This window comes from Corynebacterium striatum ATCC 6940, assembly GCF_000159135.1.
Taxonomy (GTDB): domain Bacteria; phylum Actinomycetota; class Actinomycetes; order Mycobacteriales; family Mycobacteriaceae; genus Corynebacterium; species Corynebacterium striatum.
This window is the reverse complement of the sequence record NZ_GG667520.1, coordinates 391,660-417,653: the sequence shown is the minus strand read 5'-3', so window position 1 is coordinate 417,653 and position 25,994 is coordinate 391,660. Positions and strand designations below refer to the sequence as shown.

Sequence of the window (25,994 nt, the reverse complement as noted above, 5' to 3'; positions counted from 1 at the left end):
TAAACAGCCATGAGCTAGAGAACCGTGGTGCCCTCAGCCACGATGCGCGAAGGCCCAGTAAGACGTGAACCCCCGTCGAAGATCTCTACCTGCACCTGGCCGCCGGGAACATTGACGATGACGGTTCCGGCACCCTCGCCGGCGTCGGCAAGCGCGGCTCGTGCCGCGGCCACCGTACCGGTTCCGCAAGACCGGGTCTCCCCCACCCCGCGCTCGAAGACGCGCATGGATACCGCGCCGTCGACAAGCTGTGTCAGTACCTCAACGTTGACGCCATGCGGGAAGAACTCGTGGTCGAACTCCGGCTGCGCGAAAGCCATATCCGCCAAAGACTCCGGCGTGAGGCCCGGAATCACTGCAGCCAAGTGCGGGTTGCCCATGTCAACGCCCAAGCCGGCAAAGTTTTCTCCAACCATCGAGGCAGTGGACACGCCGGTAACCTCCGCAGGGCCCATCTCCACGCTGACCTGCGCATCATGCTCGTCGAAGGAATGCACGGTGACCTGCTTTGCCCCTGCGCGAGTGCCGACGACGAAGCTCTCGCTGTCCACCAAACCGCGGGAGCGCACCCAGTGTGCGAAGACACGCGTGCCATTGCCGCACATCTCAGCCACAGAGCCATCGGCATTGCGGTAATCCATGAACCAGTCCGCAGGGGCAATGCCCTCAGCCACTGGCTCACCCAGTGCGCCAGCGCGCACCACGCGCAGAAGGCCGTCGCCGCCGATGCCAGCGCGGCGATCGCACAGAACGCGGACCCGCTCTGAGCTTAGTTCTAGAGTGCCCTCGTGATCCTCGATGATGACGAAGTCGTTTTCAGTACCGTGTCCCTTGGCAAATTTCATGCCTCAATAATACGCAGCGCCTGCTGGTAGGTATCACCGGCTGCATCCAGCCAGTTGATGCGCTTGTCGCGGTTGAACCAGGCCCGCTGCCGGCGCACATAGCGGCGCGTTCCAGTAATCGTGCGCTCAACGGCCTCTTCCCACGTCAACTCGCCGCGTTGGGCCTGGAATACCTGCGCGTATCCGATTGCGCGGCTCGCCGTGGAATCCTCCACTAAGCCTGCGTCCTGCAGGGCCTCGACCTCTGCCACAAGCCCGCGCTCGAACATGCGCCGGCTACGCAGCTCAATGCGTGGATTGAGCCATTCTGCCTCGGTGCGCAGCCCCAGCAACAACGTGTCCCAGCGCGGCGGCGCATCTTTGGGAGGCTGGCTGGCTTTGAAAGGCTTGCCGGTCAGCTCGATGACTTCCAGGGCGCGAACAGTCCGGCGCGGGTCCTTGTCCTCGATGATCGAGGCTGCGGCTGGGTCAATCTCCGCGAGCTCCGCGTGCAGCTTCTCGATGCCGATATCTTTACGCCGCGCCTCATACTTCGCGCGCACTGCCGGATCCGTGGGCGGAAACTGCCAATCGTCCACGAGTGCTTGCACATAAAGCATGGAGCCCCCGACCAAGATAGGCGTCTTGCCGCGGGCCATGATGTCCTCGACGTCAGCGATGGCGTCTTGCTGGTAGCGCGCCACGGAAGCCGTCTCTGTCACCTCCCACACATCGAGTTGGTGGTGCGGGATGCCTTCCCGTTCCTCTACGGTGAGCTTGGCAGTGCCGATGTCCATGCCACGGTAAAGCTGCATTGAGTCGACGTTTACTACTTCGCCGTCTAGTTCATGGGCCAACTTGACGCCCAGGTCCGATTTACCGGATCCGGTGGGCCCCACGACTGCGATGGGCCTTAGCATTGCCACCCCGCAACGTAGCGCCCTACGCCCAGCGTGGAATCGGCCGCACGCAATTCCGCTTGCGTGGGCCGCAAAGCTGCAAGCTCAGCCCACAAGCGGGTTTCCAGCACGCCCGTCTCCGCCAGCAAAGACTCGTCGCAGTCCACGTCCACGCCGGAGAGCAGGGACTCGCACCACAGGGCGGTGTCTGCCGCGCCGTCGACAAGCGCAAGCGGCGCCCGCGCTGTAAGCCCCGCACTGCCATCCACGCACACCATGGTGAGGACGCCGGCACGCGGGGTACCCACGTGGTCTCGGGTATCGGCGACGCGGTGCTTAACGACGCCGTCTAGCACATACCGCGCCATGAGCTCCGGGAGATAGTTTCCCGCACCAAGCTCGACGCTGGGTGCGCCCCATGCCCGCAGTGAGCCGCTGAGGTTAGTATGCCAACGCGGATCGCGCGAACCGACGATGTCCACCTCGATTTCCGCTGCTTCCTCCCCTAATCTTGAGGCCTCCGCAAACTCCACAACCAGTTGGCGAGCAGCGGCAAGAAGGGCCCGGCTGGCGCCATCAGCAGGCGAAAGCTCAGCCGCGAGGGCGGGGGAAGAAGGCATTACCAAAAGATTTAACATTGCTTCCTCATCCTAGTGTAGGAGAAGGTACTGTAAGGGAGAACACTCTAGGCAGCCGTGACGCGCGGCGCGACTTTTCACGAAGGCGGTTTCAACCATGTCGATCCCAACCCCAGGTTCAATGCCCAAGAAGGGTGCTCGTCCAGGCCCTCGTCCTGGTGCGCAGCCGGTGAAGCAGACTCCTCACAATGATCCGGCCAAGTGGGGCCGCGTGGAAGAAGACGGTTCGGTCTACGTCAACGCCCCGGAGGGCGAGCGCAAGATTGGCGAGTGGAAGGCTGGTACCCCGGCCGAGGGCCTGGCTCACTACGGCGCACGTTACGACGATCTCTCCACCGAGATCGAGCTCCTCGAGGCTCGCCTCAAGGCACATCCTGGCGAGGCTGAGTCCATCAAGGCCACCGCTGCTGAGCTGCGTGAGACCTTGCCTACCGCTGCAGTTATCGGCGACATTGCGGCACTCAATAAGCGCTTGGGCGCTGTCATCGAGCACTCCGTAACTGCTGGTGAGCAAGCACAGGCAGACAAAGCACGCCGCCGCGAGGAAGGCATCGCTGCCAAGGAGAAGCTGGCCGCCGAGGCAGAAGACATCGCAGAAAACTCCACCGACTGGAAGGCCGCGGGTGACCGTATCCGCGCCATCCTCGAAGAGTGGAAGCAGATCCGCGGCATTGACCGCAAGACTGACGACGCACTCTGGAAGCGCTACTCCCGTGCGCGCGATTCTTTCAACCGCCGCCGCGGCGCCCACTTCGCGGAGCTCGACCGCAACCGCGCCGCCGCACGCAAGCGCAAGGAGGAACTTGTTGAGCGCGCCGTAGCACTTCAGGACTCCACGGAATGGGGTCAGACCGCTCGCGCTTACCGCGACCTCATGACCGAGTGGAAGGCAGCCGGCCGCGCACCGCGCGAGGCTGATGACAAGCTCTGGGCGCAGTTCCGCGCCGCACAAGACCACTTCTTCTCTGCACGCAACGCTGTCAATGACGAGCGCGACAAAGAGTTCGCCGCCAACGCTGCGGCCAAGGACGCACTCATCGCTGAGTACGATTCCCAGATCGATCCTTCCAAGTCCATCGAGACTGCCAAGGCAAAGCTGCGTGAGCTGCAGGAAAAGTGGGAGGAGATTGGCTACGTTCCGCGTAACCAGGTCCGCGAGTACGAGGCAAAGATCGAGGTACTCGAAAAGCGCGTCGCTGAGGCCGAGGACTCCGAGTGGCGCCGCACTGATCCAGAAGCACAGGCACGCGTAGCCCAGTTCCAGTCCAAGGTTGATGACTTGACGGCTCAGGCTGCAGCAGCCGAGTCCAAGGGCAATGCCAAGAAGGCCGAGGACCTGCGCGCACAGGCTGCGCAGTGGCAGGAATTCGCCGACGCAGCTGCCGCTGCAGTCAACGACAAGTGACGGTCACCCGCAAGTAATTGCTCGTTCAGATCGTACCCGGCCGCGGGGAGCCCGCCGACTGCGTGCGCAGTTTCGTCTTCGATGCGAACCTTTACGCACAGGAGGCCTCCGGCGATCCCGCGGCCTCTTCCGCGCCTTCGCGGGTGGTACAGCGCCTACAAGGTTCCACCGAATCTGTCACCTACTTGTTTGGACTGACTGAGGACACCCCGCTGGAGGTCGGTGAGCTAGGCTTTCCCACTATTCCAGCGGTAGAGCCCAGCCCGGAGCTCGACTTTGACGGCTTTATCCATATCTCCCTTCCGCTGCTCGAGGAGACCCAGAATGCCGAGATCGAATGCGTGCTCGGCGCTGATTACCTGCCCCTGCCGGGCGAAGAACTTGAGCCCGAGGCGTTGGCAGTAACGCGTCAGCTCGCCGAACACGCAATGGCTTTGGCCCGCCAGTTTGGTCGCAGTGTGGCGCAAATCGGCATGCTCTACCCAGCTGAAGCGGACTACTCTTACGATCCTTTTTCCACCGCTTATACGGAGCTGGGATTCCAGCCCAAGCATTCAGAACACCAGATGTTCATCGAGTTCCCCGACTCCCCTGCCCGGCCTTTCCCGGTGGCGGGCCGCAGCTTCCACGTGTTCGCGGACTATGACATCCCAGAGCATCACCTCGACGACATCTTGGACCTTCTAACGGTCGCATCCACGGATGCGGTCTACGGGGATCTCAACACGGAGCCTATTAATTGGACACGGGAGCGCTTGGCCGAAGCCCACTCCCGCCTGCGGGTGCGCAAGTCACACACGCTGCTCATTGCAGTGGAGGAAGAAGGCCGTATCGTGGCACTCACCGAGTTGGCGCGCCATCACGACGCAGATCCCGAGGTATGCGAGTGGACGCTCACGGTCACTGCGCGCGATAGGCGGCGTGTGGGACTAGCCACGTCAGCGAAGCTGCATGCACTGCACGAGGTGGCTCAGTGGTGGCCTGATACCCGGCGTGCTTATTGCTCGGTAGCCGACGCCGATCCGGCCATGATCCGCATCTACCAGCACCTTGGCGCGGAGGTCATCTCTACCTCGTCGGCGTGGGAGCTCAAGCTTTAGGACTTCTTATAACGCTGCGCTGCTTGGCGACGTCGGTCGTCGATAAGCAGCGGGTTCTCCTCCGGCGGGAGGGTGGTTGCTGCCTCGGTTTGCAGGATTCCCACCTGGTCCAGCTTGCTGGCTTCGCGGCGGGCCTTCTCAGCAGCTGCGACCTGCTCTGGGCTGCGCTTGAACGCCACTTGACAGTATGCAAGAAAGGCGATGAGGCTCGCGAGGGTTCCTACCCACATGCCGATGGAAGGGCTATCAGCGGTGGAACCGCGGAACCAGAAGCTCCACAGGTTAATGAAGAAGGAAATGGTCACCATCATCCACGCGGCGAGCGCAAAGTTGGTGCAACGTGTGGCCACAGTCAGGGTGGTCAGCACGCCAATGCCCACGAGGGAGAACCATGCAGAGACAGTTTCCATGATGGAGATCCGCACGCCGTCATCCGTGGTGCCCAGTTGCAGCGCTTCCCACCCATGCGCCGGGCCAGCATAGGGCAGAACCAAGTACGCAACCCACACCACGATAGCGATGATGAGAGTGACCTTGTGGTTTCCCAGTTCCATCTTCTTGGCAGCCGCGCGTTCAGCGGCGTGGGCTTGTTCGTACTGATTACTCATGGTGGTCTAGCGTACTCCTCTAGCAGCCGCAGGCGTCATCTTGCTGGCGCGCAGGCTTGCCAATCTGCGGCAGTCCCAGGCCCACACCAATCGGCGCGGTGGTGGGTGTCTGACCGGCTGCGGACATATCGCCCGCCTTGGTGCGGCGGTGCGAGGTTACGCCGGAGTCAGCCACGAGGAAGAAGGAACCCGCATCGGTCACGGTGGTGTGAACAACGTCGCCAGGGCGGATGTCCGCGGTGATTTCGGTGCGAGTGCCAGCGGCGTCGACAAGCACGGGCGCAAAGTGCACCAGGCGCCCATCGCGGGAGCGGCCCGTCAGGCGGTGGGTCTCCCCTGCCTTGCGGCCCCCCTCGGCCTGGACCAGCAGCTCAGCGTCGGTGCCGATGAGCTTGGCGTTTTCTTCAGCCTGAATGGAATCCTGCAGGGCAACCAGACGCTCGAAGCGCTCTTGCACGATGTGCTTGGGTACCTGCTGCTCCATCTCGGCAGCAGGGGTGCCCGGGCGCGGCGAGTACTGGAAAGTGAAGGCCGAGGCGAAACGCGCGCGCTTGACGACGTCCATGGTGGCCTCGAAGTCCTCTTCGGTCTCACCCGGGAAGCCGACGATGATGTCGGTGGTGATCGCCGCGTGCGGCATTTTTTCGCGCACTTCGTCGAGGATGGCCAAGAACTTCTTAGAACGGTAGGAACGGCGCATCTCTTTCAGGATGCGATCGGAGCCAGACTGCAAAGGCATGTGCAGCTGCGGACACACGGCCGGGGTCTCAGCCATGGCGTCGATGACGTCAGAGGTGAACTCAGCTGGGTGCGGCGAGGTAAAGCGCAGGCGCTCGAGGCCCTCAATCTTGCCTACCTCGCGCAGCAGCTTGGAAAAGGCGAACTTGTCACGCGGCAAATCTGGGTCAGCGAAGTTCACTCCATAGGCATTAACGTTCTGGCCGAGGAGGGTGACCTCGGAAACACCCTGGTCAACCAAGGCTTGAACCTCAGCGAGGATGTCACCTGGGCGGCGATCCTCTTCTTTACCACGGAGGGAAGGAACGATGCAGAAGGTACAAGTGTTGTTGCAGCCCACGGACACGGATACCCAGCCTGCGTAGGCGGACTCGCGCTTGGCCGGGAGCACGGACGGGAAGGCCTCTAGAGAATCGACGATTTCCACCTGCGCCTCGTCGTTGTGACGAGCGCGCTCGAGCAGCGTGGGAAGTGCTGCCATGTTGTGGGTACCGAAGACTGCATCGACCCACGGCGCGTTGTCGAGGACGGTATCTTTGTCTTTCTGTGCCAAACAACCGCCCACGGCGATCTGCATGCCAGGGTGGTTTTCCTTGGTCTTCTTCAACGCGCCCAACGTGCCGTACAGGCGCTTATCGGCGTTCTCACGCACCGCGCAGGTATTGAAGACGATGAGGTCAGGCTCTTGTTCCTCCGCGGCAGCAACATAGCCAGCCTCTTCGAGCAGGCCCGAGATGCGCTCAGAATCGTGGACGTTCATCTGGCAGCCGAAAGTACGCACCTCATAGGTGCGGGCGGAACCATCCGGGTTGGTGCCGGCGCTCTGCGCGATCTGACCGAGGGAGACCTCCGGATCAACTCCGGTGACGGCGTTCTTGGGGTTTCTAGTGTTCATGGGGGCGCTCACGTCGGTTCATTCTAACGACGCTCGGGGGTAACTCATAAACGCGCTCCTCCCCTGTTTACCAACTTCGCCGCATGAATATTTCTCCTCATTTACCAGGTATTTCTATATTACGACAGATAGAATCCTCTTTACAGACGGGTGAAGCGTTATCAAAACGTGACCCTATTGCCCAACCTTGTGACACAGCGCACCCTATTATCCCAACATGACCCGTTCAACATACGGAAGGAAGTAATGATGTGAGCGACTCCCCAATGATTCGCATCAGCGACGTACAAAAGTACTTCGACGATTATCACGCATTGCGCGACATTAATCTCGAGATCCAGCGCGGCGAAGTCGTTGTCGTGCTCGGTCCCTCGGGATCCGGTAAGTCCACGCTGTGCCGCACCATCAACCGCCTCGAGACCATCGAGTCCGGCTCCATCGCCATCGACGGCACCCCACTGCCGGAGGAAGGCAAGGCCCTGGCCACGTTGCGCGCCGACGTGGGCATGGTCTTCCAGCAGTTCAACCTCTTCCCTCACTTGACTATCAAGGACAACGTAACGCTGGGCCCCATCAAGGTGCGCAAGATGTCCAAGTCCGCCGCGAACGACCTAGCACTCCAGCTCCTCGACCGCGTGGGGATTGCCAACCAGGCAGACAAATACCCGGCGCAGCTCTCCGGTGGCCAGCAACAGCGCGTCGCCATCGCCCGCGCGCTCGCGATGAAGCCGAAGGTCATGCTCTTCGATGAACCGACCTCCGCTCTCGATCCGGAGGTGGTCAACGAGGTCTTGGACGTCATGACGGACCTCGCCAAGGAGGGCATGACCATGGTCGTCGTCACGCACGAGATGGGATTCGCCCGCAAAGCCGCAGACCGCATCTTGTTCATGGCCGACGGCGAGATCGTCGAAGATACCGACCCTGACTCTTTCTTCACCAACCCGCAATCGGGTCGCGCCCGGGACTTCCTGGGCAAGATCCTCCACCATTAATCCCATCCTCATCTCAAGGAGAAACACCATGTCTCGTTCCCACATCACCCGCGTTATCGCCGCCACCTCCGCCGTCCTTGCCTCTGGCGCCCTGCTCGCTGCCTGCGGCGGCTCCTCCGACTCCGCCCCCGGCGAAGGCGAGGGCCTACTCGCCCACATCGAGTCTGGCAACGTCACCCTCGGCACCAAGTTCGACCAGCCGGGTCTCGGCCTGCGCGAGGGCGACGGGTCCATGTCCGGCCTGGACGTCGACGTCGCGACCTACGTCGTCAACCACATCGCCAAGGAGAAGGGTTGGGCTGAGCCAAAAATCGAGTGGAAGGAGACCCCCTCCGCGCAGCGCGAGACCCTCATCGAGAACGGCCAGGTCGACATGATCGCCGCGACCTACTCCATCAACGCCTCCCGCGCAGAGAAGGTCAACTTCGGTGGCCCGTACCTTGTCACCCACCAGGCCCTGCTCGTTTCTGCCGACAACGCGGAAATTAAGGGTCTCGACGGTCTCGACGGCAAGATCCTCTGCTCTGTCACCGGCTCTACCCCGGCTCAGAAGGTCAAGGAGGCTCTGCCGTCCGTCCAGCTTCAGGAGTTCGACACCTACTCCTCCTGCGTTGAGGCACTCTCCCAGGGCACCATCGACGCGATGACCACGGACGCGACCATCCTCAACGGCTACGCCGCTCAGAACGAGGGCAAGTTCAAGGTCGTCGAGCTCGAGAAGGACGGCAAGCCGTTCACCGACGAGTACTACGGCATCGGCCTGGCCAAGGACGACCAAGAAGCCACGGAAGCCATCAACGCTGCACTCAAGGAGATGCACTCCTCCGGCGAGTTCGACAAGCTCGTCTCTGCCAACCTCGGCAAGGGCGACGCCATCGAGCCGGGTACCCCGGGCGACCTGTCCTTCGTGGAATAACGCCCCCTTAGGCCGGGCACAAAAGCCCGGCCCCTCCCATCCCCAATGAACGAGGAGAAACCATGAGCTCCATGTGGAGCCAGCTGGGTCCAGAACTCTGGCCCGCGTTTTGGCTCACTATCAAACTCACGCTGTGGTCGGCGTTGGGTTCCATGATTCTAGGCACCATCCTGACCGCGATGCGCGTCTCCCCCGTCGGCATTCTGCGCTTCCTGGCTACGGCGTACATCACGATCGTGCGCAATACGCCGCTCACGCTGGTCGTGCTGTTCTGTTCCTTCGGCCTGTACCAGACCCTCGGCGTCACGCTCGCGAGCCGCGAGTCGGCGACATTCCTCATCGACAACAACGTGCGTTTGGCCATCGTGGGCTTTATCCTCTACACCTCCGCCTTCGTCGCCGAGTCGTTGCGCTCCGGCATCAACACCGTGGACTTCGGTCAGGCAGAGGCCGCCCGCTCGCTCGGGCTGTCCTTTACCCAGACATTTAGCACCATCGTCTTCCCACAGGCAGTCCGCGCGGCTATCGTCCCGCTGGGCAATACACTCATCGCGCTAACGAAGAACACGACCATCGCGTCCGTCATCGGCGTCGCCGAGGCCTCGCTGCTCATGAAGTCGACCATCGAGTTCCACGCCAGCCAGCTCTTTGTCATCTTCCTCATCTTCGCAGCAGGCTTCATCATCCTCACCCTGCCCATGGGCCTTGGCCTGGGCAAGCTCTCTGAGAAATTGGCGGTGAAGAAATAATGTCCGTACGCGCCACAGTGCTTTACGATGCCCCCGGCCCCAAGGGCCGACGCAACAACGCCATCTATACAGTCATCACCGCCATCGTCGCCACCGCGGTCCTCGCGTGGGTGTTTATGAAGTTGAACGAGCGCAACCAGCTCAGCCCTGAGCTGTGGACGCCGTTCCTCAACTCGCAGACATGGACGACGTATCTGCTCCCGGGTCTCAAGGGCACGATCTTCTCCGCCGTCGCCTCCATTCTGTTGGCCATCGTCTTTGGCGTGGTCTTCGGTCTGGGACGCCTGAGCGAGCACCGCCCCATCCGCTGGGTGTGCGGCGTGGTCGTGGAGTTCTTCCGCGCCATCCCCGTGCTGCTGCTCATGATTTTCGCCTACCAGCTCTTCGCGGTCTACGACCTCGTGCCGTCCAAGCACCTCGCTTTCGGTGCCGTTGTCTTCGCGCTCACGCTCTACAACGGCTCCGTCGTCGCCGAGATTCTGCGCTCCGGCATCCGTTCGCTGCCCAAGGGCCAAACCGAGGCAGCTAAGGCGCTGGGACTGAGCCACCAGCAGACCATGTTCAAGGTGCTGCTCCCCCAGGCCGTCGCGGCGATGCTGCCTGCGCTCATCTCGCAGATGGTCATCGCCCTCAAGGACTCCGCGCTCGGCTACCAGATAGGCTATGTCGAAGTTGTCCGCTCCGGTATCCAGTCCGCGTCCTTCAACAAAAACTACCTGGCTTCGCTCATCGCCGTCGCCATCATCATGATCCTTATCAACTGGGGACTGACAGTGCTGGCCCAACGCATCGAGCGCCAGCTGCGCGCCGGCCGCGCCCGCAAGAATATCGTGGCCGCCGTGCCGCACCATCGCTCGCAGGGCCTCGACACCAAGGACGAGGTCAACGCCGATTGGCACGCACCCGGCTACAAGGAAATCCGCAACCCCGCGGAATAAACACCTCACATGGGCAAGCCGAACCCTCAGCAACCAGCTGGGGGTTTACTCGTTTTCCAGCTCCGCGCAGCGCGCCTCGAGAGCCGCCTTCGCCACGCGCAACGACGCACCCTCGTTAAAGCCGCGGCGGGCAAGCACGCCCACGATGCGCCGCAGCACCTTGTCGCGCTCCGCACGGTCTTCCGGGATCGTCTTCACCGAGCGCGCCTTCTTAGCAGCGAGCTCCTCCATGATGGACTGCTCGGACTCCTGCGTCACCTGCTCGAGCGCCTCCGCACGGTCTGCTTGCGCTACCCCCTTGCGCTGCAGCTCGCGGTCGAGCACCCGCGCCGACTTGCCGCGGCGCGCATGGCGTTGGCGCACCCATTCACGCGCGAATGCCGCGTCATCGAGCAGGCCCACGTTCGCAAGATCGTCAAGCACCGACTCGACGACCTCCGGGTCAAACTCCAACCCAATGAGACGATCGGAGAGTTCCTTTCGCGAACGCGCGCGCTGATCCAGTAACAGCAACGCACGATTGCGTACCTTTGCTTTAGCTTCTTCTGCTTCGACATCAAAAAGCCCGCCTCCAGTGGCGCCGGATTCATAATCTTCCAGCGCCCGGCGTAGCTTCTCGAGCTTCTCTGGGGCGGGCTTGTTCATTTATTCGTCGTCAAAGTCGACGTTTGGCACCAAGTCGACTGCCTCATCAGTTAGCGGATCATCCGCACCTGGCACGTCCATTGGAATGTCTTCGTCGGTAGTCGCACCAGAGCCGATCCCCAACTTGTTGAAGATCTTCTTCTCGATCTCGTCAGCGAGGTCCTTGTTTTCCTTCAAGAAGTTACGCGCCTTCTCCTTACCCTGACCGAGCTGGTCACCTTCATAGGTAAACCAGGAACCGGACTTCTTGATGAAGCCATGTTCCACGCCCAAATCGATGATGGAGGACTCCCTAGAAATGCCCTCGCCGTACATGATGTCGAACTCGGCAATCTTGAATGGTGGGGAGACTTTGTTCTTCACGATCTTGATCTTGGTGCGGTTACCAATTGCATCCTGGCCGTCCTTCAGGGTCTGAATGCGGCGGATGTCGCAACGGACAGACGCGTAGAACTTCAGTGCCTTACCACCGGTGGTGGTCTCCGGCGAACCGAACATGACACCAATCTTCTCGCGCAGCTGGTTAATGAAGATTGCGGTAGTGCCGGAGTTATAAAGCGCACCGGTCATCTTGCGCAAAGCCTGGGACATCAGACGAGCTTGGAGACCCACATGGGAGTCACCCATCTCGCCCTCAATTTCTGCCTTCGGGGTCAGCGCTGCCACGGAGTCAATAACGATGATGTCAATAGCGCCGGAACGAACAAGCATGTCCGCGATTTCCAGCGCCTGCTCACCAGTATCCGGCTGGGAGACCAAGAGGTTGTCGGTGTCTACGCCCAGCAGACGGGCGTATTCCGGATCCAATGCGTGCTCCGCATCGATAAAGGCGGCAATGCCGCCGTCCTTCTGTGCAGAAGCAATGGCGTGCAACGCAACAGTTGTCTTACCGGAAGACTCAGGACCGTAAATCTCAACGATACGGCCGCGCGGGAAACCGCCGATACCCAGAGCAATATCGATCGCGGTATTACCGGAGGAGATCGCCTGGATTGGCGGGCGTTCGTCATCACCCAGACGCATGACTGCGCCTTTACCAAAATCCTTCTCAATCATCGCCATTGCGGCGTCAAGAGCCTTTTGGCGGTCATCACCTTTAGCTGCCGCGGCAGTGGACTTCTTCTTGGTTGCCATTTATTTCCCTAACTTTGATTATTTACGCAGAATGATTCACGCGCCGATGAGCGCGAGTTCTTCTTTTTAGACTGTTATTGCGCAACATTGGTTCCGCCGACAGACAAAAGCTATCGAATCAGCCTGACATCCCCCACAACAATACACACACAGATGTTCGAATTTCCACTCAAATTCAACGTGTCTGTTCTATTTTCAGGCCATAAAGGTTTCAACGCGTTCGAAAGGCCGAGCTAACGATTACAAGGTTGGATAGTCGACCCCAAGGCGCCTTTCTTCGGGAGCGTCAAAGTCATCGCACAATCCGTCCCACACGTCGCCCGGGTCAACACCTCGCTCTATTAGCTCGTCGGCGGTCTCACCATATTTTGCTAGTACATGGGAATGGCTAATCCACTTCCCCTCGGACTCGCCGAACTCGTCGACAACCAGTTGGTGATATTCCGTCAATCGCATGCCAGCCATCCTACAGGGCGGCCTTGCACACCCTCCCTAGGACAAGTCCCCCATCTAGGGCATAGAGCGCCGCCGAAACCCCACGTTGAACGCTGTTCAAAACTGCCGGTTTCCTGCTTCGTTGGCAAACGTGTAATCTCCCCACCATGAAAAAGAACTCTGTCGCGACTGACATCGCATACGTTGCAGTCTTTACCGCTCTCATCATCGTTTTTGCGTTCGTTTCCATTCCAAGTCCTGTCTCCGGTGTTCCCATCGTTATCCAGAACGCCGTCATCACCCTGGCGGGTCTAGTTCTTGGCGGTCGCCGCGGATTCTTCGTGGGCCTGCTGTTTATCCTTCTCGGCCTCGTAGGCCTTCCGGTCCTTGCTGGCGGACGTAGCGTCATCAGCGCCCTGCCTGGCCCAACCGTTGGCTACATCGTGGGCTACCTCATCTCCCCTGCCATCGGCGGCGCTGTGGCTTACCGTGCACCGCGCAACAAGACAGGCCTTGCCATCATGATTACCGTCGCCGGCTTTGTCAGCTTGCTCGTTCAGTACGCTTGCGGCACCGTCGGCCTGGCGCTGCGCGCGGGCATGGGCTGGGGAGAAGCTGCCCTGGCACAGATCCCATTCCTCGGCCCAGATGCGCTCAAGCTGGTGATCATGATCATCATCGCCATCGGTGTGCACTCAGCTTTCCCTGATCTCATGGGCCGCAAGCCTGTGACAAAGAAGGCTGAATCCGCGGCTTAAGCACTATGCCAACAATCGAATTTCAAGGGGTCTGCGTCTCTTTCGAGGACAAGGAGATCCTTTCTGATATCAACCTGACCCTCAGTGAGCAGCGCATTGGAATCATCGGTGCCAACGGTGGGGGCAAGTCCACGCTGACGCGTCTCATCAATGGTTTGGGTGAGCCAACTACGGGCACAGTGCTTGTCGACTCCGTCGATGTAGCGAAGAGCGGCAAAGAAGTCCGCCGCAAAGTGGGTTTCGTATTCTCCGATGCAGAGAACCAAATCGTGATGCCAAATGTGCGTGACGACGTCGCCTTTTCCTTGCGTCGCATGAAACTAGCTAAGGAAGAAAAGAAGGCGCGTGTCGACGCCGCCCTCGAGAGATTCGGGCTCTCACATCTAGCGGAGCAATCACCACACACGCTGTCAGGTGGTCAGAAACAATTGCTTGCGCTGGCGGCTGTACTAGTCATGGACCCGTCGCTCATCATCGCCGACGAGCCGACAACCTTGCTCGACCTACGCAACCGTGACCGCATCCGGCGTGAGTTCGCGGCACTTGAGCAACAGCTCATCGTGGTCACCCACGACCTCGAATTCATCAATGACTTCGACCGCGTCATCTGCATCAATGACCACAAGATCGCTGCCGACGGCGCACCCGAGGAGGTCATTACCTTCTACCGCAAACTCATGGCCTCACGGCCGCGCTAAAGAAGTCAGCTTAAAAGAACCGACCCACTCAGCAATCGCCCCAACCAAAACTCTTTGTGAAGTAGGAAGCCAGCCGTGCCGAAAAACATCCCCCTTGGCTATTACGTTGATGCCGACACCATCATCCACCGGTGTCCGACGTGGGTGAAGTTTGTGGTTCTCATTACATTCATTGTGGTCACCACACTGTGGGCTAAATCCATTCCCACCGCGATCGGCGCCGCCGCGATAGCAGTGGCTTACTACCCCATTGCACGTATCCCTATCAGTGTGGCATGGGGCCAACTTTTGCCGCCTCTTTATCTCTTGCTGGCCCTAGCCGCGTTTCAGTGGTGGCAAAAGGACTTTGTCACCGCAGTGGTGATGTTTTTTAGTGTCTATGCCTCAATCATCGCGGCCGTTTTGCTGACCTTGACTACCAAGGTTTCAGACATGATGGAGTCTTTCGAGCGGGCACTACAGCCTTTCGCGAAACTCGGACTGCCGGTAGAAAACCTCAGCCTTGCCATGTCGCTGACAATCCGTCTGTTGCCGCTAATGCTCGGCACAGTCAATGAAGTCCTCGACGCCCGCAAAGCACGCGGCGCCGGCACGTCACTGCTCGCCTTCGGTACACCGGTGGTCATCCGCTCTATCCGCCGCGCCCAGGCCATGGGTGAGGCCCTGCAAGCCCGCGGCGTCGGCGATTAGCGCTAGCAAGAGTAGCTCCATGAATTTGGAACCCGAGTTTCAGTCCCCAGAAACTCACTACATGCAGGAAGGGCCTCACCCGGCGGATGCCAAGGGTGAGGCCCTTCCTATGCTCGAGGCTATCGGCTACTTTCGTAGCGTCAATTAAGGCTTACTCGCCGCGCAACTCGCGGAGACGAGCCTGGACAGCATCATCAGCTGCAGCATTTGGCTGAGCTGCCTTGTCAGCAGCGGAACCAGCAGTGCGGTTGCCCTCGATTGCCTGCTGGGGGTTGCCCTCCACAGCCTTGGTGGTGTTCATTTCAGCACGAATCTGCTCGAGACGGGAGTGGCCTGCGAGCTGAACGCCAGCCTGCTCAATCTCGTGCATGCGATTAGAAACGGAGTTCTCGGCGAGCTCAGCCTGGCCCAATGCCTTGGTGTAGCGGCGCTCAATCTTGTCACGCACAGAATCCAGCGAAGGGGAGTTGCCGTTCGCGGTCAGCTCGTTCATGGAGTTAAGCGACTCGGAGACCTTCTCCTGCATCTTGGCCTGCTCAAGCTGAGACAGCAGCTTGGAGCGCTCGTTGACCTTCTCACGCAGAGCCATGCCGTTGCGCTCGACAGCCTTCTTAGCCTGCTCAGCCTGCTGAAGTGCCTGATCGTGAAGCTTCTTGGTGTCCTCTACAGACTGCTCAGCAGTAACGAGCTGTGCAGCGAAAGCCTCCGCAGCGTTCTCGTACTCGGTGGCCTTGGTTGCGTCACCTGCAGCACGAGCTTTATCAGCGAGCTCTAGAGCCTGGCGGGTATTGCCCTGCAGCTTCTCAATTTCGCTCAGGCGACGGTTAAGCTGCATCTCCAGCTGACGCTGGTTACCAATGACAGCAGCTGCCTGCTGCGAAAGCTCCTGGTGCTGACGCTGTGCTTCCTCGATAGCCTGCTCGATCTGAACCTTCGGATCAGCATTTTCTTCGATCTTGGAATCGAAGAGTGCCATCAAGTACTTCCATGCCTTTACGAATGGATTCGCCATTGTATTCTGGGGCCTTCCTAATTAGCTTTCAAAATTTTCTGAAAAAGTATTTCTCCGGTTCTCTATACTAGCGAAGCCCGCGCCTCACTGCGTTGCCTAGGGCATAAAGTTCGCTGTGGAGCGCGGGCTATTAAAAGCTAGTTAGAGCTCAGATGCTGCAGGGGCAGTCGACGCCAGTTCCTCATCCATCGACGGCAGTGCCATGTAGCCCGCTGCCTCAATGAGAACGTCAGCAACGCTTACCTCGAGTGCATGGCAGACAGATGCCAGAAGCTCTGAAGATACTTCCTTGCGTCCACGCTCTAGCTCGGAGAGGTAACCCGGGGATACACGGGCCACGCCGGCGAGCTCGCGGAGAGTCACGCCCTTGTCAGCGCGGAAGGCGCGGAGCGTGAGCCCCAAAGCCTCACGAAGGAGCGGTTCCGGAGCGCGTTTAGGGGTTTCGACGGCACCCGGTACCCGCGCCTGGGTGGCGTTTAAAGGCTTTTCAAGAAGTGCTGTTGTAGTGTTCATCATCCTGTATAACGTGCTAAGTCAGCACTTTGTTCCCGACAGTGCTAATTTTCTTCCAAAGTTGATAGAAGCAGGCTCAATGCTGCGGCTACAGCACCCGTTCGAATCTCGTCGCGCGAGCCAGAAAGGTGCTCCGTCTGAATCGCCGTTGGTTCAACGCTGGGACCCACAATCCCTACGAATACCGTGCCCGCGGGTTTGCCCTCCTGAGTATCAGGGCCTGCGACACCAGTTAGCGAGACCGCCCAATCCGCGCCAGTCTCACGGGCGGCAGCCACGGCCATCTCCTGCGCCGTCGACGCGGAAACCACGCCCCGTTCCTCCAGCTGCTCCAGAGGAACGTGCAAGAAATGGGACTTTACCTCGGTTGCGTAGGTAACCAATCCCCCGCGCAACACTGCAGAGGCGCCGGGCACGGTGGCCACGGTGGCCGCGGCTAGGCCAGCAGTCAGAGACTCGCAAAACGCCACGGTTTCCCGGCGCCGCTTGAGCGTTTCAACTACTTGGCTAGCCAGAGAATCCATTAGCAATTCTGCTTCCTACCGTCAATGAGGTACTGCACACCGGTGACCACGGTGACCACAACTGCCGCCAGCATGACCACAAAGGTAGGGATATCCATCCAGCTCGGTAGCGGGCACAGGTACATGGCAACGGCGATGGTTTGGAGAACAGTCTTTAGCTTGCCACCCTTAGATGCCGGGACCACCTTGCCCTGGCGCAGCAAAGCCATGCGCCACAAGGTAATGCCGAACTCGCGCACCAGGATAACCACCGTCACCCACACAGGCAGCACACCGATGATATTGAGACAGACGAATGCAGCCGTCATCAGTGCTTTATCTGCGATGGGGTCAGCAATCTTGCCAAAGTTTGTAATCAGACCGCGGGAACGAGCAATGTCGCCGTCCAGCTTGTCCGTGATCATCAAAGCCACAAATAGGCCAAACGCCCACCACTCATGGTCCGCCAGGACAAGCCATGCAAAGACTGGGATAAAAAGAATTCGCAAGCTGGTCAAGACGTTGGGCAGATTCCAGTTGGAAACGTTGGGATTTACATCCGACGCCGCTGCTGCCTTTTGCTGAGCTTGAGAATCATTCACGGGACTAATCCTACCTGCCATGTTGAAGCTCCTGCGGCTGACTCCCCCAACTCCCTAAGATGAGGGGCATGAAGTACATTGCAACACTCTACGAATATGACCCTGAAAATCCGGCCATCGCTGATAACCGTCCGGCGCACCGCGAATTCATCAACGGCCTCAATGCCGAAGGCAAGATTCTTGGCTCAGGACCATTCCCAGATGCCAAGGGCGGCGCGTTGATTATCCTCCAGTTCACGGATGAGACGGCCACCATCGAAGACGCTGCCGCAACCATGGACAACGATCCTTTCTTTACATCCGGCGCAGTCACCGCCCGCGACTTCCGCGAGTGGAATCCAGTCATCAACTCGTTTAGCTAGTAGCTAGTAAGCGCCCAACCTCGATAAATGCTAAGACCCGGAGAGGAATGCACAGTGTTTCTCTCCGGGCCTTTATGATGCGGTGTAAACGCCTCTTAAACTTGTGGTTTAAGGCAATTCTGACTGCGGTAGGTCCGCAGCTTTGCCTACAAACTCGCCGCTCTTGGTGCGAACTATCTTGTTACCCTCTTCGTCCCAATCATAGTGGTTGTGAGATATCGAGATACCACCCTGGGCCTCATCGCGCTTGCTCTTCAAAACAGAGGCGGCAACGGTCACCGCGAGGACGCCCACGATAACCAGCAGGGACATCAAGGTCGGGATCTCTGGAATGCCGCCAACGTTTTCACCGCCATTCACGAACGGAAGGTTGTTTTCGTGCAGCGCGTGGAAGAGGAGCTTCACGCCGATGAAGCCCAAGATGATGCCCAGGCCATAAGGCAGGTAGACCAGACGCTCCAAGAGGCCATCAATCAGGAAGAACATCTGGCGCAGGCCCATCAAGGCAAACGCGTTAGTAGTAAAGACCAGGAACGGCTCCGAAGTAATGCCGTAGATAGCCGGGATGGAGTCAAACGCGAACATAACGTCGATGAGGCCAATAGCGGTCAGTGCCACGAACAGTGGCGTCAGAGCCAGCTTGCCCTTCTTCGGGCCGGATTCCTCGCGGTGGGTGAGTTTGTCACCGTGGTAGCGCGGCGTCACGTGAACGACCTTGCGCAGCCACTTGATGACGAGCATGTCGTTGGGGTCCGTCTCCTCAGCGTCGCGGATCTCATCGATGATGAGTTTGACTGCGGTGTAGATAAGGAAGATTGCGAACAGATAGAACACGTCGGACCACGCCTGGATGATCGCAGCACCGAGCATGATGAAGATGAGGCGGAATAGCAGCGCCAACACGATACCGATCAACAGCACCTTCTGCTGGAAGCGGCGAGGAATCTTGAACGAGCCCATAATCAGTGCGAACACGAAGAGGTTGTCCACGCTCAAGGCCTGCTCAGTCACCCAGCCTGTGTAGAACTGAATGGCGTGCTCGTGATCCCACAGCACCCAGACGATTCCGCCGAAGATGACGGCAAGGCCCATATAAAACAGGGTCCAGGAGCCGGATTCCTTGATGGAAGGCTCGTGCGGGGATCGCACGTGGCTGTAGAAATCAAAGATGAAAAATCCGAGAATGACGACGATGGTGATCGCCCAGATCCACAATGGGACATGCATATATAAATATCCTCCGGTCGGGTTACGAAATTGACCGGAGGTCTCCCCCACCCGCTCGACGCGGGCCAGCGAGACCGGGAACCCTGGTAATAAAACCGAGCTGCCGTGTTGACGATCATCGCTGTGGAGCGGGGTACTCCCCTCCAAGACTCGTCCTATATTACACAAAAGAAAATGCCCTACCGCATTTAAATCGGTAGGGCATTAAATCACCAGCGCAACTGGAGTCCGGTTCTTAGAACGCCCCAGAAGATGGGTTGTAGGTGGCCTGCACGGTGCGTGTGTCGTCGGAGGACGCGGCATCGTCAAGCGCTGCGTCGCCACCGTCAGCAGACTGCGCCATCTCCTCCTGGATTTCCTTCGGGGCTTCAGCCGGATCCGCGCCCTTAATCATCCAGATTATGGTGTCGAGTTCTTCCGGCTTGACCAGAACCTCACGTGCCTTCGAGCCCTCGGAAGGACCCACGACACCGCGGGATTCCATCAAGTCCATCAGGCGACCAGCCTTAGCAAAGCCGATGCGGAGCTTGCGCTGGAGCATCGACGTCGAACCCAACTGGGAGGTAACCACAAGTTCGACGGCCTCAAGCAGATCATCCAGGTCTTTTCCGATGTCCTCGTCGATTTCCTTCTTCGCCTCGGACTTCTTTTCTTCCGTGACGCCTTCAGTGTAGTTCGGCTGGCCTTGTGCCTTCGCGGCATCGACAACAGCCTGAACCTCTTCGTCAGAAACGAACGCGCCCTGCATACGCACCGGGCGTCCGCCTTGCGGGATGAACAGACCGTCGCCCATACCGATGAGCTTCTCGGCGCCACCCTGGTCCAAAATGACGCGGGAGTCAGTCAGCGACGAGGTAGCAAAGGCGAGGCGGGAAGGAACGTTGGTCTTGATCAGACCGGTCACGACGTCCACGGAAGGGCGCTGGGTTGCTAGGACCAGGTGGATACCCGCCGCACGTGCCTTCTGAGTAATGCGGACGATGGACTCCTCGATTTCCTTCGGGGCGGTCATCATGAGGTCGGCCAACTCATCCACCACGCACACGATGTATGGGTACGGGCGCATCTCACGCTGGGAGCCGGCAGGTGCCTGGTGCTCGCCGGAGATGACCTTGCGGTTGTAATCCTCAATCTTGCGCACGCGGGCGGACTGCATGTCCATGTAGCGCTGCTCCATCTCCTCGACCAGCCACTGGAGGGCGGCTGCCGCCTTCTTCGGCTGAGTGATGATCGGGGTAATGAGGTGTGGAATTCCTTCGTACGGGGTGAGCTCCACCATCTTCGGGTCAACGAGAATGAGGCGCACCTCCTCCGGGGTCGCGCGGGTGAGCAACGAGACGAGCATGGAGTTCACGAATGCGGACTTACCGGAACCGGTAGCACCCGCCACCAAAAGGTGTGGCATCTTCTTCACGGAGAAGGACGAGTATTCACCCTCAATGTCCTTGCCCAAGCCGATGAGCATTGGATCGTCGGAACCAACGATGGCCGGGGAATCAAGCACGTCGCGCAGACGCACCATCTCTCGGTCTGCGTTCGGCACCTCGATGCCCACTGCGGACTTGCCCGGGATCGGGGTCAGCAGACGCAGGTTGTCCGTGGCCACGGCGTAGGCCAGGTTGGACTGCAGGTTCGTAATCTTGGAGACCTTGACGCCTGGTCCAAGCTCGATTTCGTAGCGAGTAACTGTTGGGCCACGGCTAAAGCCGGTGACCTGGGCGTCGACCTTGAACTCCTCGAAGACATCAGTGATGGCCTCGATGATGCGGTCGTTGGCCTCGGTACGAGCCTTGGCAGGCTTGCCCGGGGTCAGCAGGTCAGTGGTCGGCACGTCGTAGTCGGATTCGCTAGCCACACCAGGGGCAGGTGCCGGGGCCGGTGCAGCAGAAGCCGCCTGTGCGGGTTGCGCCTGTGGTGCGGACTGCTGGGACTGCGTTGCTGACTCTTCGACGGACTTGCCGGTCGTGGCATCGCGCCCGGATCGCTGTTGGAACAGGCGCACTGCCTCAGCGTGTGCCGAGGAGACCACGTCTGCTGCGGAGTCGAGAGCAGCGCTTGGCGACGCCGCTCCTGCCGCAGCACCCGCAGCCGCGCCAGCGGCAGCACCGGCGGCACCGCCGATTGCGGCACCGGCTGCGCTGGCAGATGCCTGGGAAGTACGGCGCGGGGTTGCCGAGCGCGGAGACGCTGGGAGCACGGTGGTTGACACCTCGTCGCGGACTACTGGAATCTCATCGGTGTCGTCGACGCTGCGCGGGATAGCTGAATTGAATTCTGGGCGGCCATGCTGCACTGGGTGCGCCGGCGTGGCCGGTTGTGAGATAACCTCGGTCGGCTGCCCCGCATCATCGAGCAGCGCGGACTGCTCGGCGCGCGCTGCAGTAGCTGCGGCGTCCTCATCAGCGTCCTGCATCGGCGCTTGAGCGGAGTCGAAGGAGACCGTTGCGTTTGCGTCTGCCGGGTAGTTATCCATCGGCGTCGACAGGCGGCGTGGGCGCTGGCGGCGTGCGCGGCGCGGCTGCTGCGCCTGGCGTTCCTCACGCGGTGCGCGTTCACGCCCCTCGGCGATGTCCTCGATATCGTCATTGACGTGACCATAGGCGTCGTCGTGGAGCTCCTCGTCGTAGTCCTCGTAGCGTCCGTCCTTGCGCTCGCGCAAGCCGGCCATGAGGTCGTTGAAGACCGCCGAGATGTAGTCGAAGGCCTCGCGCAGGGTGATACCCGTGATGTTCAGGGCACCGTAAATTATCAACAGGAACAGCAACGGGACCGCAACATAAGCAGAGAACGCCGCCTCGAGCAGCTGGCCCACGACAAAACCGATGGCGCCGCCGGCGTCACCTGCAGCGTTGTTTGACCACGACAGGGCAGGCAGTCCGGCAAAGATGTGGATGAGGCCCAGCATGCACACGATGATGAGGGTGGTACCGCCCACGACGCGTGGCTTGAGGTGACCGGCCACGCCGGATACCCCCATCATGAGCGCCATGGCGAGGGCCACCAGCGCCACTGGTAGCACGTACGCACCTGCGCCGATGACGTAGCGCACCGCATTGGTGAGGTAGGCACCGATGACGCCCACGATGTCGAACCACACCGCACACGCGAGGACAATCGCGATGCCAATCAGGGTCAGCGCAACCGCATCCGGATTGGAAATCTGGATGGTGCGTTCCTGCCGGGCGACGCGGCCCTCAGGATCGACAGAGCGGTCCAGCGCAGTCTCAGGATTATTCGCGACGTCCTCGCCCCGACCTTTGCCATTGTCCTTGGCGCGGGTTACCTTGCTCTTCTTGGTTTTGCCCCGAGTAGAAATTTCCTCCGGCTCCCTTACATCATCGTAATCTTCAGTGTCATAGTCGCCGTAGATATCGCGATCATCCGCACCGCCGTCACTCGGTCGCAGATTGTTCATTCCACGGCCGACGCCGCGTGCCATATCGCCCATGCCACGCGCTGTGGCGCCAAAAGCCGCGCTTAGCCCACGACCGACAGCACGAAATGCGCTGCCGGTCCTCTCGGAAGAGGTCTCAGCAGCGCGGTTTGCGGAAGTCAGCGTGAGATGCTCGGAGTTTCCCCGGCTCGAGGACTTACCTGTACCGGTACGGCCAGACGGCCGCGATCGGTTCGCAGGGCGGGCGCTTCCCTTTGAGGAGCGGCCACGGTGCGAGGCGCGTGACGGTGCGTTTTTGACAGACATATCCGCCACTCTAGTAGCCCTTGCACCACTATTCACATACGCCACACTAGTTTCGGGTGGATATTTTCCCGAGTGAATAAGGCTTCTATATGCTTTTACATCCTCAATGGGCAGCAAATCGCTATTTGCTGCGCTTATTCTAGTCTAAGGGCTTGACGCAAAGTTAGAGGCCGGATCGGACGATAGCATTGTTATCGCCCTCAATCTTGACGTCACTGGCGTCACGGCCGTAGGTCCACAGAACCAGTTCGGAGACTGGGCCCAGGACGCGGACGACGTCGTCCCCGCGCTCAGCCACCTTCTTACTATCGCCCACGACGATGCGAGCAAGGCCCTCCGGGTACAAGACAACCGGCTTCGCGGACTTGCTCAACATGCGGGGAGCCAACATTTTCAACCCCTTGTGGAGTTCCTTCTCCACTGCCTTTGAAAAGTCGCGCGGCTCGGTCATACCGTTGGCACGGCGAATGTCCTCATGGTGGATGAAGTGCTCAGTGAAGTTTGCCAGTGAATCAACGTAGCGCATTGGGTTCGTCTTCTTCGCTCCCCTCCCCCAAGCATCAACCAGCTCATCGAAGTCACGCGCTGCTGCTTTCTGCATCGCCGACTCAAGGCGCTTTTGCAGCTGCGGGATGAACATCCCAGCGGCCGCGTCAGGGCGGTTTTCCCTTACCCACAAGTGCGCGGCAAGGTCGCGAGTGGTCCAGCCTTCGCACAGCGTAGGGGCATCCGGACCGAGTTTATGGAACAGCGCCACCATCTTGACGCGCTCAGCAGAAGAAAACGACATGTGCCCCAGCATAGACTGCCGGGGCACATGTCGTTTGAGAGGTTTAGCCTAAAGCTCCTAAAGCTACTGCCTCATTTAAAGAGACTCGCGGGAAGCCTCTACCTCTTCGTCATCAGCCAAGAGCGGACCAGAGTTTGTCGGGATGATGGTCGGCAAGATGACTGGCTCGCGCTTGTACTTGGAATCCATGAGCTTGGATACCTTGCGGCGCAGCTTCTGCACCATGCGGTAGGTATCGTTCTCGCCCTCAGCGGCGAGATCGTTCATCGTGGACTCAACCAACTTGGCAACCTCCGGCACGATGCCGCGGTCATCGTCAGAGAAACCAGTGGTGGATACAGCCGGATGCTCAAGCAGCCGGGACGTGCGGTTATCAATCACACAGGTGATGGAAACGACGCCGCCAGAGCCGAGGTTGGTGCGGTCTGCCAGGGTATCTGCGTCGACGTCACCCATGGAGACGCCATCGACGTAGAGGTTACCCACGGTAATCTGGCCAACAACCTCTGCACGGCCGTTGCGCAGATCAACGACAACGCCGTTCTGTGCCAGAACCACGCGGTCGCGGTCAACGCCAGTGGAGACTGCCAGTTCCTTGTTTGCACGCAGGTGACGCCACTCGCCGTGGACCGGCATAACGTTCTTCGGACGCGCAGCGTTGTACAGGAAGAGCAGCTCGCCGCCGTAGCCGTGGCCGGAGGCGTGAACCTTGGCTTCCTTGTTGGTGATAACTTCAGCACCAATCTGGGAGAGCATGTTCATGACACCGTAAACGGCCTCTTCGTTGCCCGGAATCAGGGACGAGGAGAAGATGATGAGGTCGCCGTCGCGGACGGTGATCTGACGGTGCTCACGGCGTGCCATGCGTGACAACGCAGCCATTGGCTCGCCCTGGGTACCGGTGGTGATGAGCAAGACCTTGTGCGGTGCCATCTTGGCAGCCTCGTCGATCGGGATGATGGTTCCGCGCGGAACCTTCAGGAAGCCCATCTTCTCGGCGATTTCCATGTTGCGCATCATCGAGCGGCCGTTGAAGGCAACCTTGCGGCCAGCATAAACGGCGGCGTCGATAGCTGCCTGTACACGGTACACGTTGGACGCGAAGGTTGCGATGATGACGCGCTGCTTAGCATTGGACACCAGGCGGCGGAAGGTAGCCGGGATATCTCCCTCGGATGCGGAAACGCCCGGGATGTTCGCGTTGGTGGATTCGCAGAGCATCAGGTCGACGCCCTCATCACCGTAGCGAGATAGCGCCGGAAGGTCGGTCGGACGGTTATCCAGCGGGGTCTGGTCCAGCTTGATGTCACCGGTGTGGATGATATTGCCAGCCGGGGTGCCCAGCATGATGCCCAGTGCATCCGGAACGGAGTGGTTAACTGCCCAAAAACGGCAGCGGAACGAACCGTAGTTCACATCCGACTTCTCGTTGACCTCAACGAACTTCGGCTTCTGGCGGTGCTCCTTACACTTCGCCGCAATCAGCGCGATGGTAAAGCGCGATGCCACGATTGGAATATCCGGGCGCAGCTTCAGCAGCCACGGGATAGCACCAATGTGGTCCTCGTGAGCGTGGGTGACAACGAGTGCCTTGACCTTGTGAATCTTCTTCTCGATCGGGCCAAAGTCCGGCAGGATCAGGTCGACGCCCGGCTCGCCAGAGGACGGGAAGAGCACGCCGCAGTCGATGATGAGCAGCTCATCCTGGTACTCGAAGACGGTCATGTTACGGCCAATTTCGGAGATACCGCCCAGAGCGTAGATGCGCAGGGCATCCTTCGGCTGCTTTGGTGGTTCCGGCAGACGCTTAGTCAGATCCGCGCCCTGCATCGACTTCGGCACGTTGCGGCGACCGCGGTTGTTGTTACGGTGGCCGCGGCCACCGTTGTTGCCGTTGCCATTGTTCTCATTACCGCCATTGTTTCCGTTGCCGCCGCGACCGCGACCACGGCCGCCACGGGAGCCACGGGAACGGGAGCGACGGTTGTTGCCGCCCTCGTTGTTGCCCGATTTATCGGAATTGTTGCCACCGTTGTTGCCGTTGCCAGAGGACTGGCCATCGGAGGTGTTCTTGGAATTGTTCTCACCGGATTCCGTGCGCGCCGAATTGGTCGGTGCCTGAAAAACCGGCGAAGCCGCCTCGTTCGAGGCGGTCTCAGTTTCCGCTGGTGGGCCCGCCTTGCGGGTAACCTTGCGGGAACGGTTACGGGGTTCAGTCAT

General features: G+C 59.9%; 27 protein-coding genes. 11 read left to right on the top strand and 16 right to left on the bottom strand.

Translation table 11 applies throughout. From position 1 onward, the window contains the following. Positions 1–14: 14 nt before the first annotated feature. The 3 genes from dapF to HMPREF0308_RS04210 are packed head-to-tail and all read right to left on the bottom strand — an operon-like array spanning position 15 to position 2,361. Positions 15–845 carry a diaminopimelate epimerase gene (gene dapF, locus HMPREF0308_RS04220; protein WP_005529026.1) on the bottom strand — a complete coding sequence of 277 codons (831 nt, stop codon included), beginning with the start codon at positions 843–845 and terminating at the stop codon, positions 15–17. After that, on the bottom strand, positions 842–1,744 hold the full coding sequence (gene miaA / locus HMPREF0308_RS04215) for a tRNA (adenosine(37)-N6)-dimethylallyltransferase MiaA (protein ID WP_005529025.1): 903 nt from the start codon (positions 1,742–1,744) through the stop codon (positions 842–844). Before miaA ends, dapF begins: the two co-directional genes overlap by 4 nt. Beyond that, positions 1,738–2,361 carry a hypothetical protein gene (locus HMPREF0308_RS04210; RefSeq protein WP_005529024.1) on the bottom strand — a complete coding sequence of 208 codons (624 nt, stop codon included), beginning with the start codon at positions 2,359–2,361 and terminating at the stop codon, positions 1,738–1,740. The genes miaA and HMPREF0308_RS04210 overlap by 7 nt, the downstream gene beginning before the upstream one ends. A gap of 97 nt (positions 2,362–2,458) precedes the next feature. On the opposite strand from HMPREF0308_RS04210, the gene HMPREF0308_RS04205 reads away from it, so the two are divergent. After that, positions 2,459–3,766, top strand: a complete 1,308-nt coding sequence (locus HMPREF0308_RS04205; protein ID WP_005529023.1) for a DUF349 domain-containing protein — start codon at positions 2,459–2,461, stop codon at positions 3,764–3,766. Between the two features lie 62 nt (positions 3,767–3,828). Further along, on the top strand, positions 3,829–4,866 hold the full coding sequence (locus HMPREF0308_RS04200) for a GNAT family N-acetyltransferase (protein WP_248630691.1): 1,038 nt from the start codon (positions 3,829–3,831) through the stop codon (positions 4,864–4,866). Here HMPREF0308_RS04200 and HMPREF0308_RS04195 read toward each other — a convergent pair. After that, positions 4,863–5,474, bottom strand: coding sequence for an Rv2732c family membrane protein (locus HMPREF0308_RS04195; protein ID WP_005529017.1), 612 nt, complete (start codon positions 5,472–5,474; stop codon positions 4,863–4,865). The two genes, HMPREF0308_RS04200 and HMPREF0308_RS04195, sit on opposite strands and share 4 nt — an antisense overlap. A gap of 19 nt (positions 5,475–5,493) precedes the next feature. After that, entirely contained in the window at positions 5,494–7,107 is a 1,614-nt protein-coding gene (miaB, locus tag HMPREF0308_RS04190) for a tRNA (N6-isopentenyl adenosine(37)-C2)-methylthiotransferase MiaB (protein WP_005529016.1), read from the bottom strand. Between the two features lie 266 nt (positions 7,108–7,373). On the opposite strand from miaB, the gene gluA reads away from it, so the two are divergent. From gluA to HMPREF0308_RS04170, 4 genes are all read left to right on the top strand, one after another. Then, the gene (gluA, locus tag HMPREF0308_RS04185; protein WP_034656837.1) at positions 7,374–8,102 is read left to right on the top strand and encodes a glutamate ABC transporter ATP-binding protein GluA; all 729 of its coding nucleotides are present in this window, start codon (positions 7,374–7,376) and stop codon (positions 8,100–8,102) included. A gap of 28 nt (positions 8,103–8,130) precedes the next feature. After that, on the top strand, positions 8,131–9,018 hold the full coding sequence (locus HMPREF0308_RS04180) for a glutamate ABC transporter substrate-binding protein (RefSeq protein ID WP_005529014.1): 888 nt from the start codon (positions 8,131–8,133) through the stop codon (positions 9,016–9,018). Positions 9,019–9,080: 62 nt separating this feature from the next. Next, positions 9,081–9,767: a glutamate ABC transporter permease GluC gene (gene gluC, locus HMPREF0308_RS04175; protein ID WP_005529013.1), complete on the top strand. Its 687-nt coding sequence runs from the start codon at positions 9,081–9,083 to the stop codon at positions 9,765–9,767. Then, complete coding sequence (locus HMPREF0308_RS04170; RefSeq protein WP_005529012.1) at positions 9,767–10,705, top strand: amino acid ABC transporter permease; 939 nt, start codon at positions 9,767–9,769, stop codon at positions 10,703–10,705. Before gluC ends, HMPREF0308_RS04170 begins: the two co-directional genes overlap by 1 nt. Before the next feature lie 45 nt (positions 10,706–10,750). Here the strand turns inward: HMPREF0308_RS04170 and recX are convergent, their stop codons facing one another. The 3 genes from recX to HMPREF0308_RS04155 all read right to left on the bottom strand — a co-directional run bounded on the left by recX (position 10,751) and on the right by HMPREF0308_RS04155 (position 12,940). Beyond that, positions 10,751–11,350, bottom strand: a complete 600-nt coding sequence (gene recX / locus HMPREF0308_RS04165; RefSeq protein WP_005529011.1) for a recombination regulator RecX — start codon at positions 11,348–11,350, stop codon at positions 10,751–10,753. Then, entirely contained in the window at positions 11,351–12,484 is a 1,134-nt protein-coding gene (gene recA / locus HMPREF0308_RS04160) for a recombinase RecA (RefSeq protein ID WP_005529010.1), read from the bottom strand. A gap of 240 nt (positions 12,485–12,724) precedes the next feature. Next, a complete protein-coding gene (locus tag HMPREF0308_RS04155; RefSeq protein WP_034656836.1) occupies positions 12,725–12,940 on the bottom strand; it encodes a DUF3046 domain-containing protein in 216 nt (71 codons plus the stop codon). 146 nt (positions 12,941–13,086) lie between these two features. Here HMPREF0308_RS04155 and HMPREF0308_RS04150 point away from each other — a divergent pair, with 146 nt between their 5' ends. The 4 genes from HMPREF0308_RS04150 (at position 13,087) to HMPREF0308_RS14325 (ending at position 15,213) form a co-directional block, all read left to right on the top strand. Then, entirely contained in the window at positions 13,087–13,677 is a 591-nt protein-coding gene (locus HMPREF0308_RS04150; RefSeq protein WP_005529007.1) for a biotin transporter BioY, read from the top strand. Positions 13,678–13,682: 5 nt separating this feature from the next. Then, positions 13,683–14,375, top strand: coding sequence for an energy-coupling factor ABC transporter ATP-binding protein (locus HMPREF0308_RS04145; protein ID WP_005529005.1), 693 nt, complete (start codon positions 13,683–13,685; stop codon positions 14,373–14,375). A gap of 75 nt (positions 14,376–14,450) precedes the next feature. Beyond that, entirely contained in the window at positions 14,451–15,065 is a 615-nt protein-coding gene (locus HMPREF0308_RS04140; protein ID WP_005529003.1) for an energy-coupling factor transporter transmembrane component T family protein, read from the top strand. A gap of 19 nt (positions 15,066–15,084) precedes the next feature. Continuing rightward, positions 15,085–15,213: a hypothetical protein gene (locus HMPREF0308_RS14325; protein WP_005529002.1), complete on the top strand. Its 129-nt coding sequence runs from the start codon at positions 15,085–15,087 to the stop codon at positions 15,211–15,213. A gap of 3 nt (positions 15,214–15,216) precedes the next feature. Here the strand turns inward: HMPREF0308_RS14325 and HMPREF0308_RS04135 are convergent, their stop codons facing one another. The 4 genes from HMPREF0308_RS04135 to pgsA all read right to left on the bottom strand — a co-directional run bounded on the left by HMPREF0308_RS04135 (position 15,217) and on the right by pgsA (position 17,716). Further along, positions 15,217–16,077: a PspA/IM30 family protein gene (locus HMPREF0308_RS04135; protein ID WP_005529001.1), complete on the bottom strand. Its 861-nt coding sequence runs from the start codon at positions 16,075–16,077 to the stop codon at positions 15,217–15,219. A gap of 141 nt (positions 16,078–16,218) precedes the next feature. Next, positions 16,219–16,590 carry a helix-turn-helix domain-containing protein gene (locus tag HMPREF0308_RS04130; protein ID WP_034656969.1) on the bottom strand — a complete coding sequence of 124 codons (372 nt, stop codon included), beginning with the start codon at positions 16,588–16,590 and terminating at the stop codon, positions 16,219–16,221. A 44-nt stretch (positions 16,591–16,634) separates the two neighbouring features. Continuing rightward, positions 16,635–17,114, bottom strand: a complete 480-nt coding sequence (locus tag HMPREF0308_RS04125; RefSeq protein WP_005528999.1) for a nicotinamide-nucleotide amidohydrolase family protein — start codon at positions 17,112–17,114, stop codon at positions 16,635–16,637. After that, positions 17,114–17,716 carry a CDP-diacylglycerol--glycerol-3-phosphate 3-phosphatidyltransferase gene (gene pgsA, locus HMPREF0308_RS04120; RefSeq protein WP_005528998.1) on the bottom strand — a complete coding sequence of 201 codons (603 nt, stop codon included), beginning with the start codon at positions 17,714–17,716 and terminating at the stop codon, positions 17,114–17,116. The genes HMPREF0308_RS04125 and pgsA overlap by 1 nt, the downstream gene beginning before the upstream one ends. Positions 17,717–17,763: 47 nt before the next feature. Here pgsA and HMPREF0308_RS04115 point away from each other — a divergent pair, with 47 nt between their 5' ends. Beyond that, positions 17,764–18,057, top strand: a complete 294-nt coding sequence (locus HMPREF0308_RS04115; RefSeq protein ID WP_034656833.1) for a YciI family protein — start codon at positions 17,764–17,766, stop codon at positions 18,055–18,057. Positions 18,058–18,165: 108 nt separating this feature from the next. Here the strand turns inward: HMPREF0308_RS04115 and HMPREF0308_RS04110 are convergent, their stop codons facing one another. The 4 genes from HMPREF0308_RS04110 to HMPREF0308_RS04095 form a co-directional block, all read right to left on the bottom strand. Then, positions 18,166–19,284, bottom strand: coding sequence for a TerC family protein (locus HMPREF0308_RS04110; RefSeq protein ID WP_005528996.1), 1,119 nt, complete (start codon positions 19,282–19,284; stop codon positions 18,166–18,168). Between the two features lie 235 nt (positions 19,285–19,519). After that, entirely contained in the window at positions 19,520–22,984 is a 3,465-nt protein-coding gene (locus tag HMPREF0308_RS04105) for an FtsK/SpoIIIE family DNA translocase (RefSeq protein WP_080548600.1), read from the bottom strand. Positions 22,985–23,147: 163 nt separating this feature from the next. Then, a complete protein-coding gene (locus HMPREF0308_RS04100) occupies positions 23,148–23,786 on the bottom strand; it encodes a TIGR03085 family metal-binding protein (protein WP_005528994.1) in 639 nt (212 codons plus the stop codon). A gap of 63 nt (positions 23,787–23,849) precedes the next feature. Beyond that, the gene (locus tag HMPREF0308_RS04095; RefSeq protein WP_080548599.1) at positions 23,850–25,994 is read right to left on the bottom strand and encodes a ribonuclease J; all 2,145 of its coding nucleotides are present in this window, start codon (positions 25,992–25,994) and stop codon (positions 23,850–23,852) included.

What these genes read in the sequence shown, in the direction of transcription:
- HMPREF0308_RS04105 (WP_080548600.1), bottom strand. Translation starts at nt 22,984, where the DNA reads ATGTCTGTCAAAAACGCACCGTCACGCGCCTCGCACCGTGGCCGCTCC.
- HMPREF0308_RS04095 (WP_080548599.1), bottom strand. Translation starts at nt 25,994, where the DNA reads ATGACTGAACCCCGTAACCGTTCCCGCAAGGTTACCCGCAAGGCGGGC.
- HMPREF0308_RS04135 (WP_005529001.1), bottom strand. Translation starts at nt 16,077, where the DNA reads ATGGCGAATCCATTCGTAAAGGCATGGAAGTACTTGATGGCACTCTTC.
- HMPREF0308_RS04205 (WP_005529023.1), top strand. Translation starts at nt 2,459, where the DNA reads ATGTCGATCCCAACCCCAGGTTCAATGCCCAAGAAGGGTGCTCGTCCA.
- HMPREF0308_RS04150 (WP_005529007.1), top strand. Translation starts at nt 13,087, where the DNA reads ATGAAAAAGAACTCTGTCGCGACTGACATCGCATACGTTGCAGTCTTT.
- recX (WP_005529011.1), bottom strand. Translation starts at nt 11,350, where the DNA reads ATGAACAAGCCCGCCCCAGAGAAGCTCGAGAAGCTACGCCGGGCGCTG.
- HMPREF0308_RS04180 (WP_005529014.1), top strand. Translation starts at nt 8,131, where the DNA reads ATGTCTCGTTCCCACATCACCCGCGTTATCGCCGCCACCTCCGCCGTC.
- gluC (WP_005529013.1), top strand. Translation starts at nt 9,081, where the DNA reads ATGAGCTCCATGTGGAGCCAGCTGGGTCCAGAACTCTGGCCCGCGTTT.
- HMPREF0308_RS04145 (WP_005529005.1), top strand. Translation starts at nt 13,683, where the DNA reads ATGCCAACAATCGAATTTCAAGGGGTCTGCGTCTCTTTCGAGGACAAG.
- miaA (WP_005529025.1), bottom strand. Translation starts at nt 1,744, where the DNA reads ATGCTAAGGCCCATCGCAGTCGTGGGGCCCACCGGATCCGGTAAATCG.
- HMPREF0308_RS04125 (WP_005528999.1), bottom strand. Translation starts at nt 17,114, where the DNA reads ATGGATTCTCTGGCTAGCCAAGTAGTTGAAACGCTCAAGCGGCGCCGG.
- HMPREF0308_RS04115 (WP_034656833.1), top strand. Translation starts at nt 17,764, where the DNA reads ATGAAGTACATTGCAACACTCTACGAATATGACCCTGAAAATCCGGCC.
- pgsA (WP_005528998.1), bottom strand. Translation starts at nt 17,716, where the DNA reads ATGGCAGGTAGGATTAGTCCCGTGAATGATTCTCAAGCTCAGCAAAAG.
- HMPREF0308_RS04155 (WP_034656836.1), bottom strand. Translation starts at nt 12,940, where the DNA reads ATGCGATTGACGGAATATCACCAACTGGTTGTCGACGAGTTCGGCGAG.
- HMPREF0308_RS04210 (WP_005529024.1), bottom strand. Translation starts at nt 2,361, where the DNA reads ATGTTAAATCTTTTGGTAATGCCTTCTTCCCCCGCCCTCGCGGCTGAG.
- recA (WP_005529010.1), bottom strand. Translation starts at nt 12,484, where the DNA reads ATGGCAACCAAGAAGAAGTCCACTGCCGCGGCAGCTAAAGGTGATGAC.
- dapF (WP_005529026.1), bottom strand. Translation starts at nt 845, where the DNA reads ATGAAATTTGCCAAGGGACACGGTACTGAAAACGACTTCGTCATCATC.
- HMPREF0308_RS04170 (WP_005529012.1), top strand. Translation starts at nt 9,767, where the DNA reads ATGTCCGTACGCGCCACAGTGCTTTACGATGCCCCCGGCCCCAAGGGC.
- miaB (WP_005529016.1), bottom strand. Translation starts at nt 7,107, where the DNA reads ATGAACACTAGAAACCCCAAGAACGCCGTCACCGGAGTTGATCCGGAG.
- HMPREF0308_RS14325 (WP_005529002.1), top strand. Translation starts at nt 15,085, where the DNA reads ATGAATTTGGAACCCGAGTTTCAGTCCCCAGAAACTCACTACATGCAG.
- gluA (WP_034656837.1), top strand. Translation starts at nt 7,374, where the DNA reads ATGATTCGCATCAGCGACGTACAAAAGTACTTCGACGATTATCACGCA.
- HMPREF0308_RS04110 (WP_005528996.1), bottom strand. Translation starts at nt 19,284, where the DNA reads ATGCATGTCCCATTGTGGATCTGGGCGATCACCATCGTCGTCATTCTC.
- HMPREF0308_RS04100 (WP_005528994.1), bottom strand. Translation starts at nt 23,786, where the DNA reads ATGCTGGGGCACATGTCGTTTTCTTCTGCTGAGCGCGTCAAGATGGTG.
- HMPREF0308_RS04195 (WP_005529017.1), bottom strand. Translation starts at nt 5,474, where the DNA reads ATGAGTAATCAGTACGAACAAGCCCACGCCGCTGAACGCGCGGCTGCC.
- HMPREF0308_RS04130 (WP_034656969.1), bottom strand. Translation starts at nt 16,590, where the DNA reads ATGAACACTACAACAGCACTTCTTGAAAAGCCTTTAAACGCCACCCAG.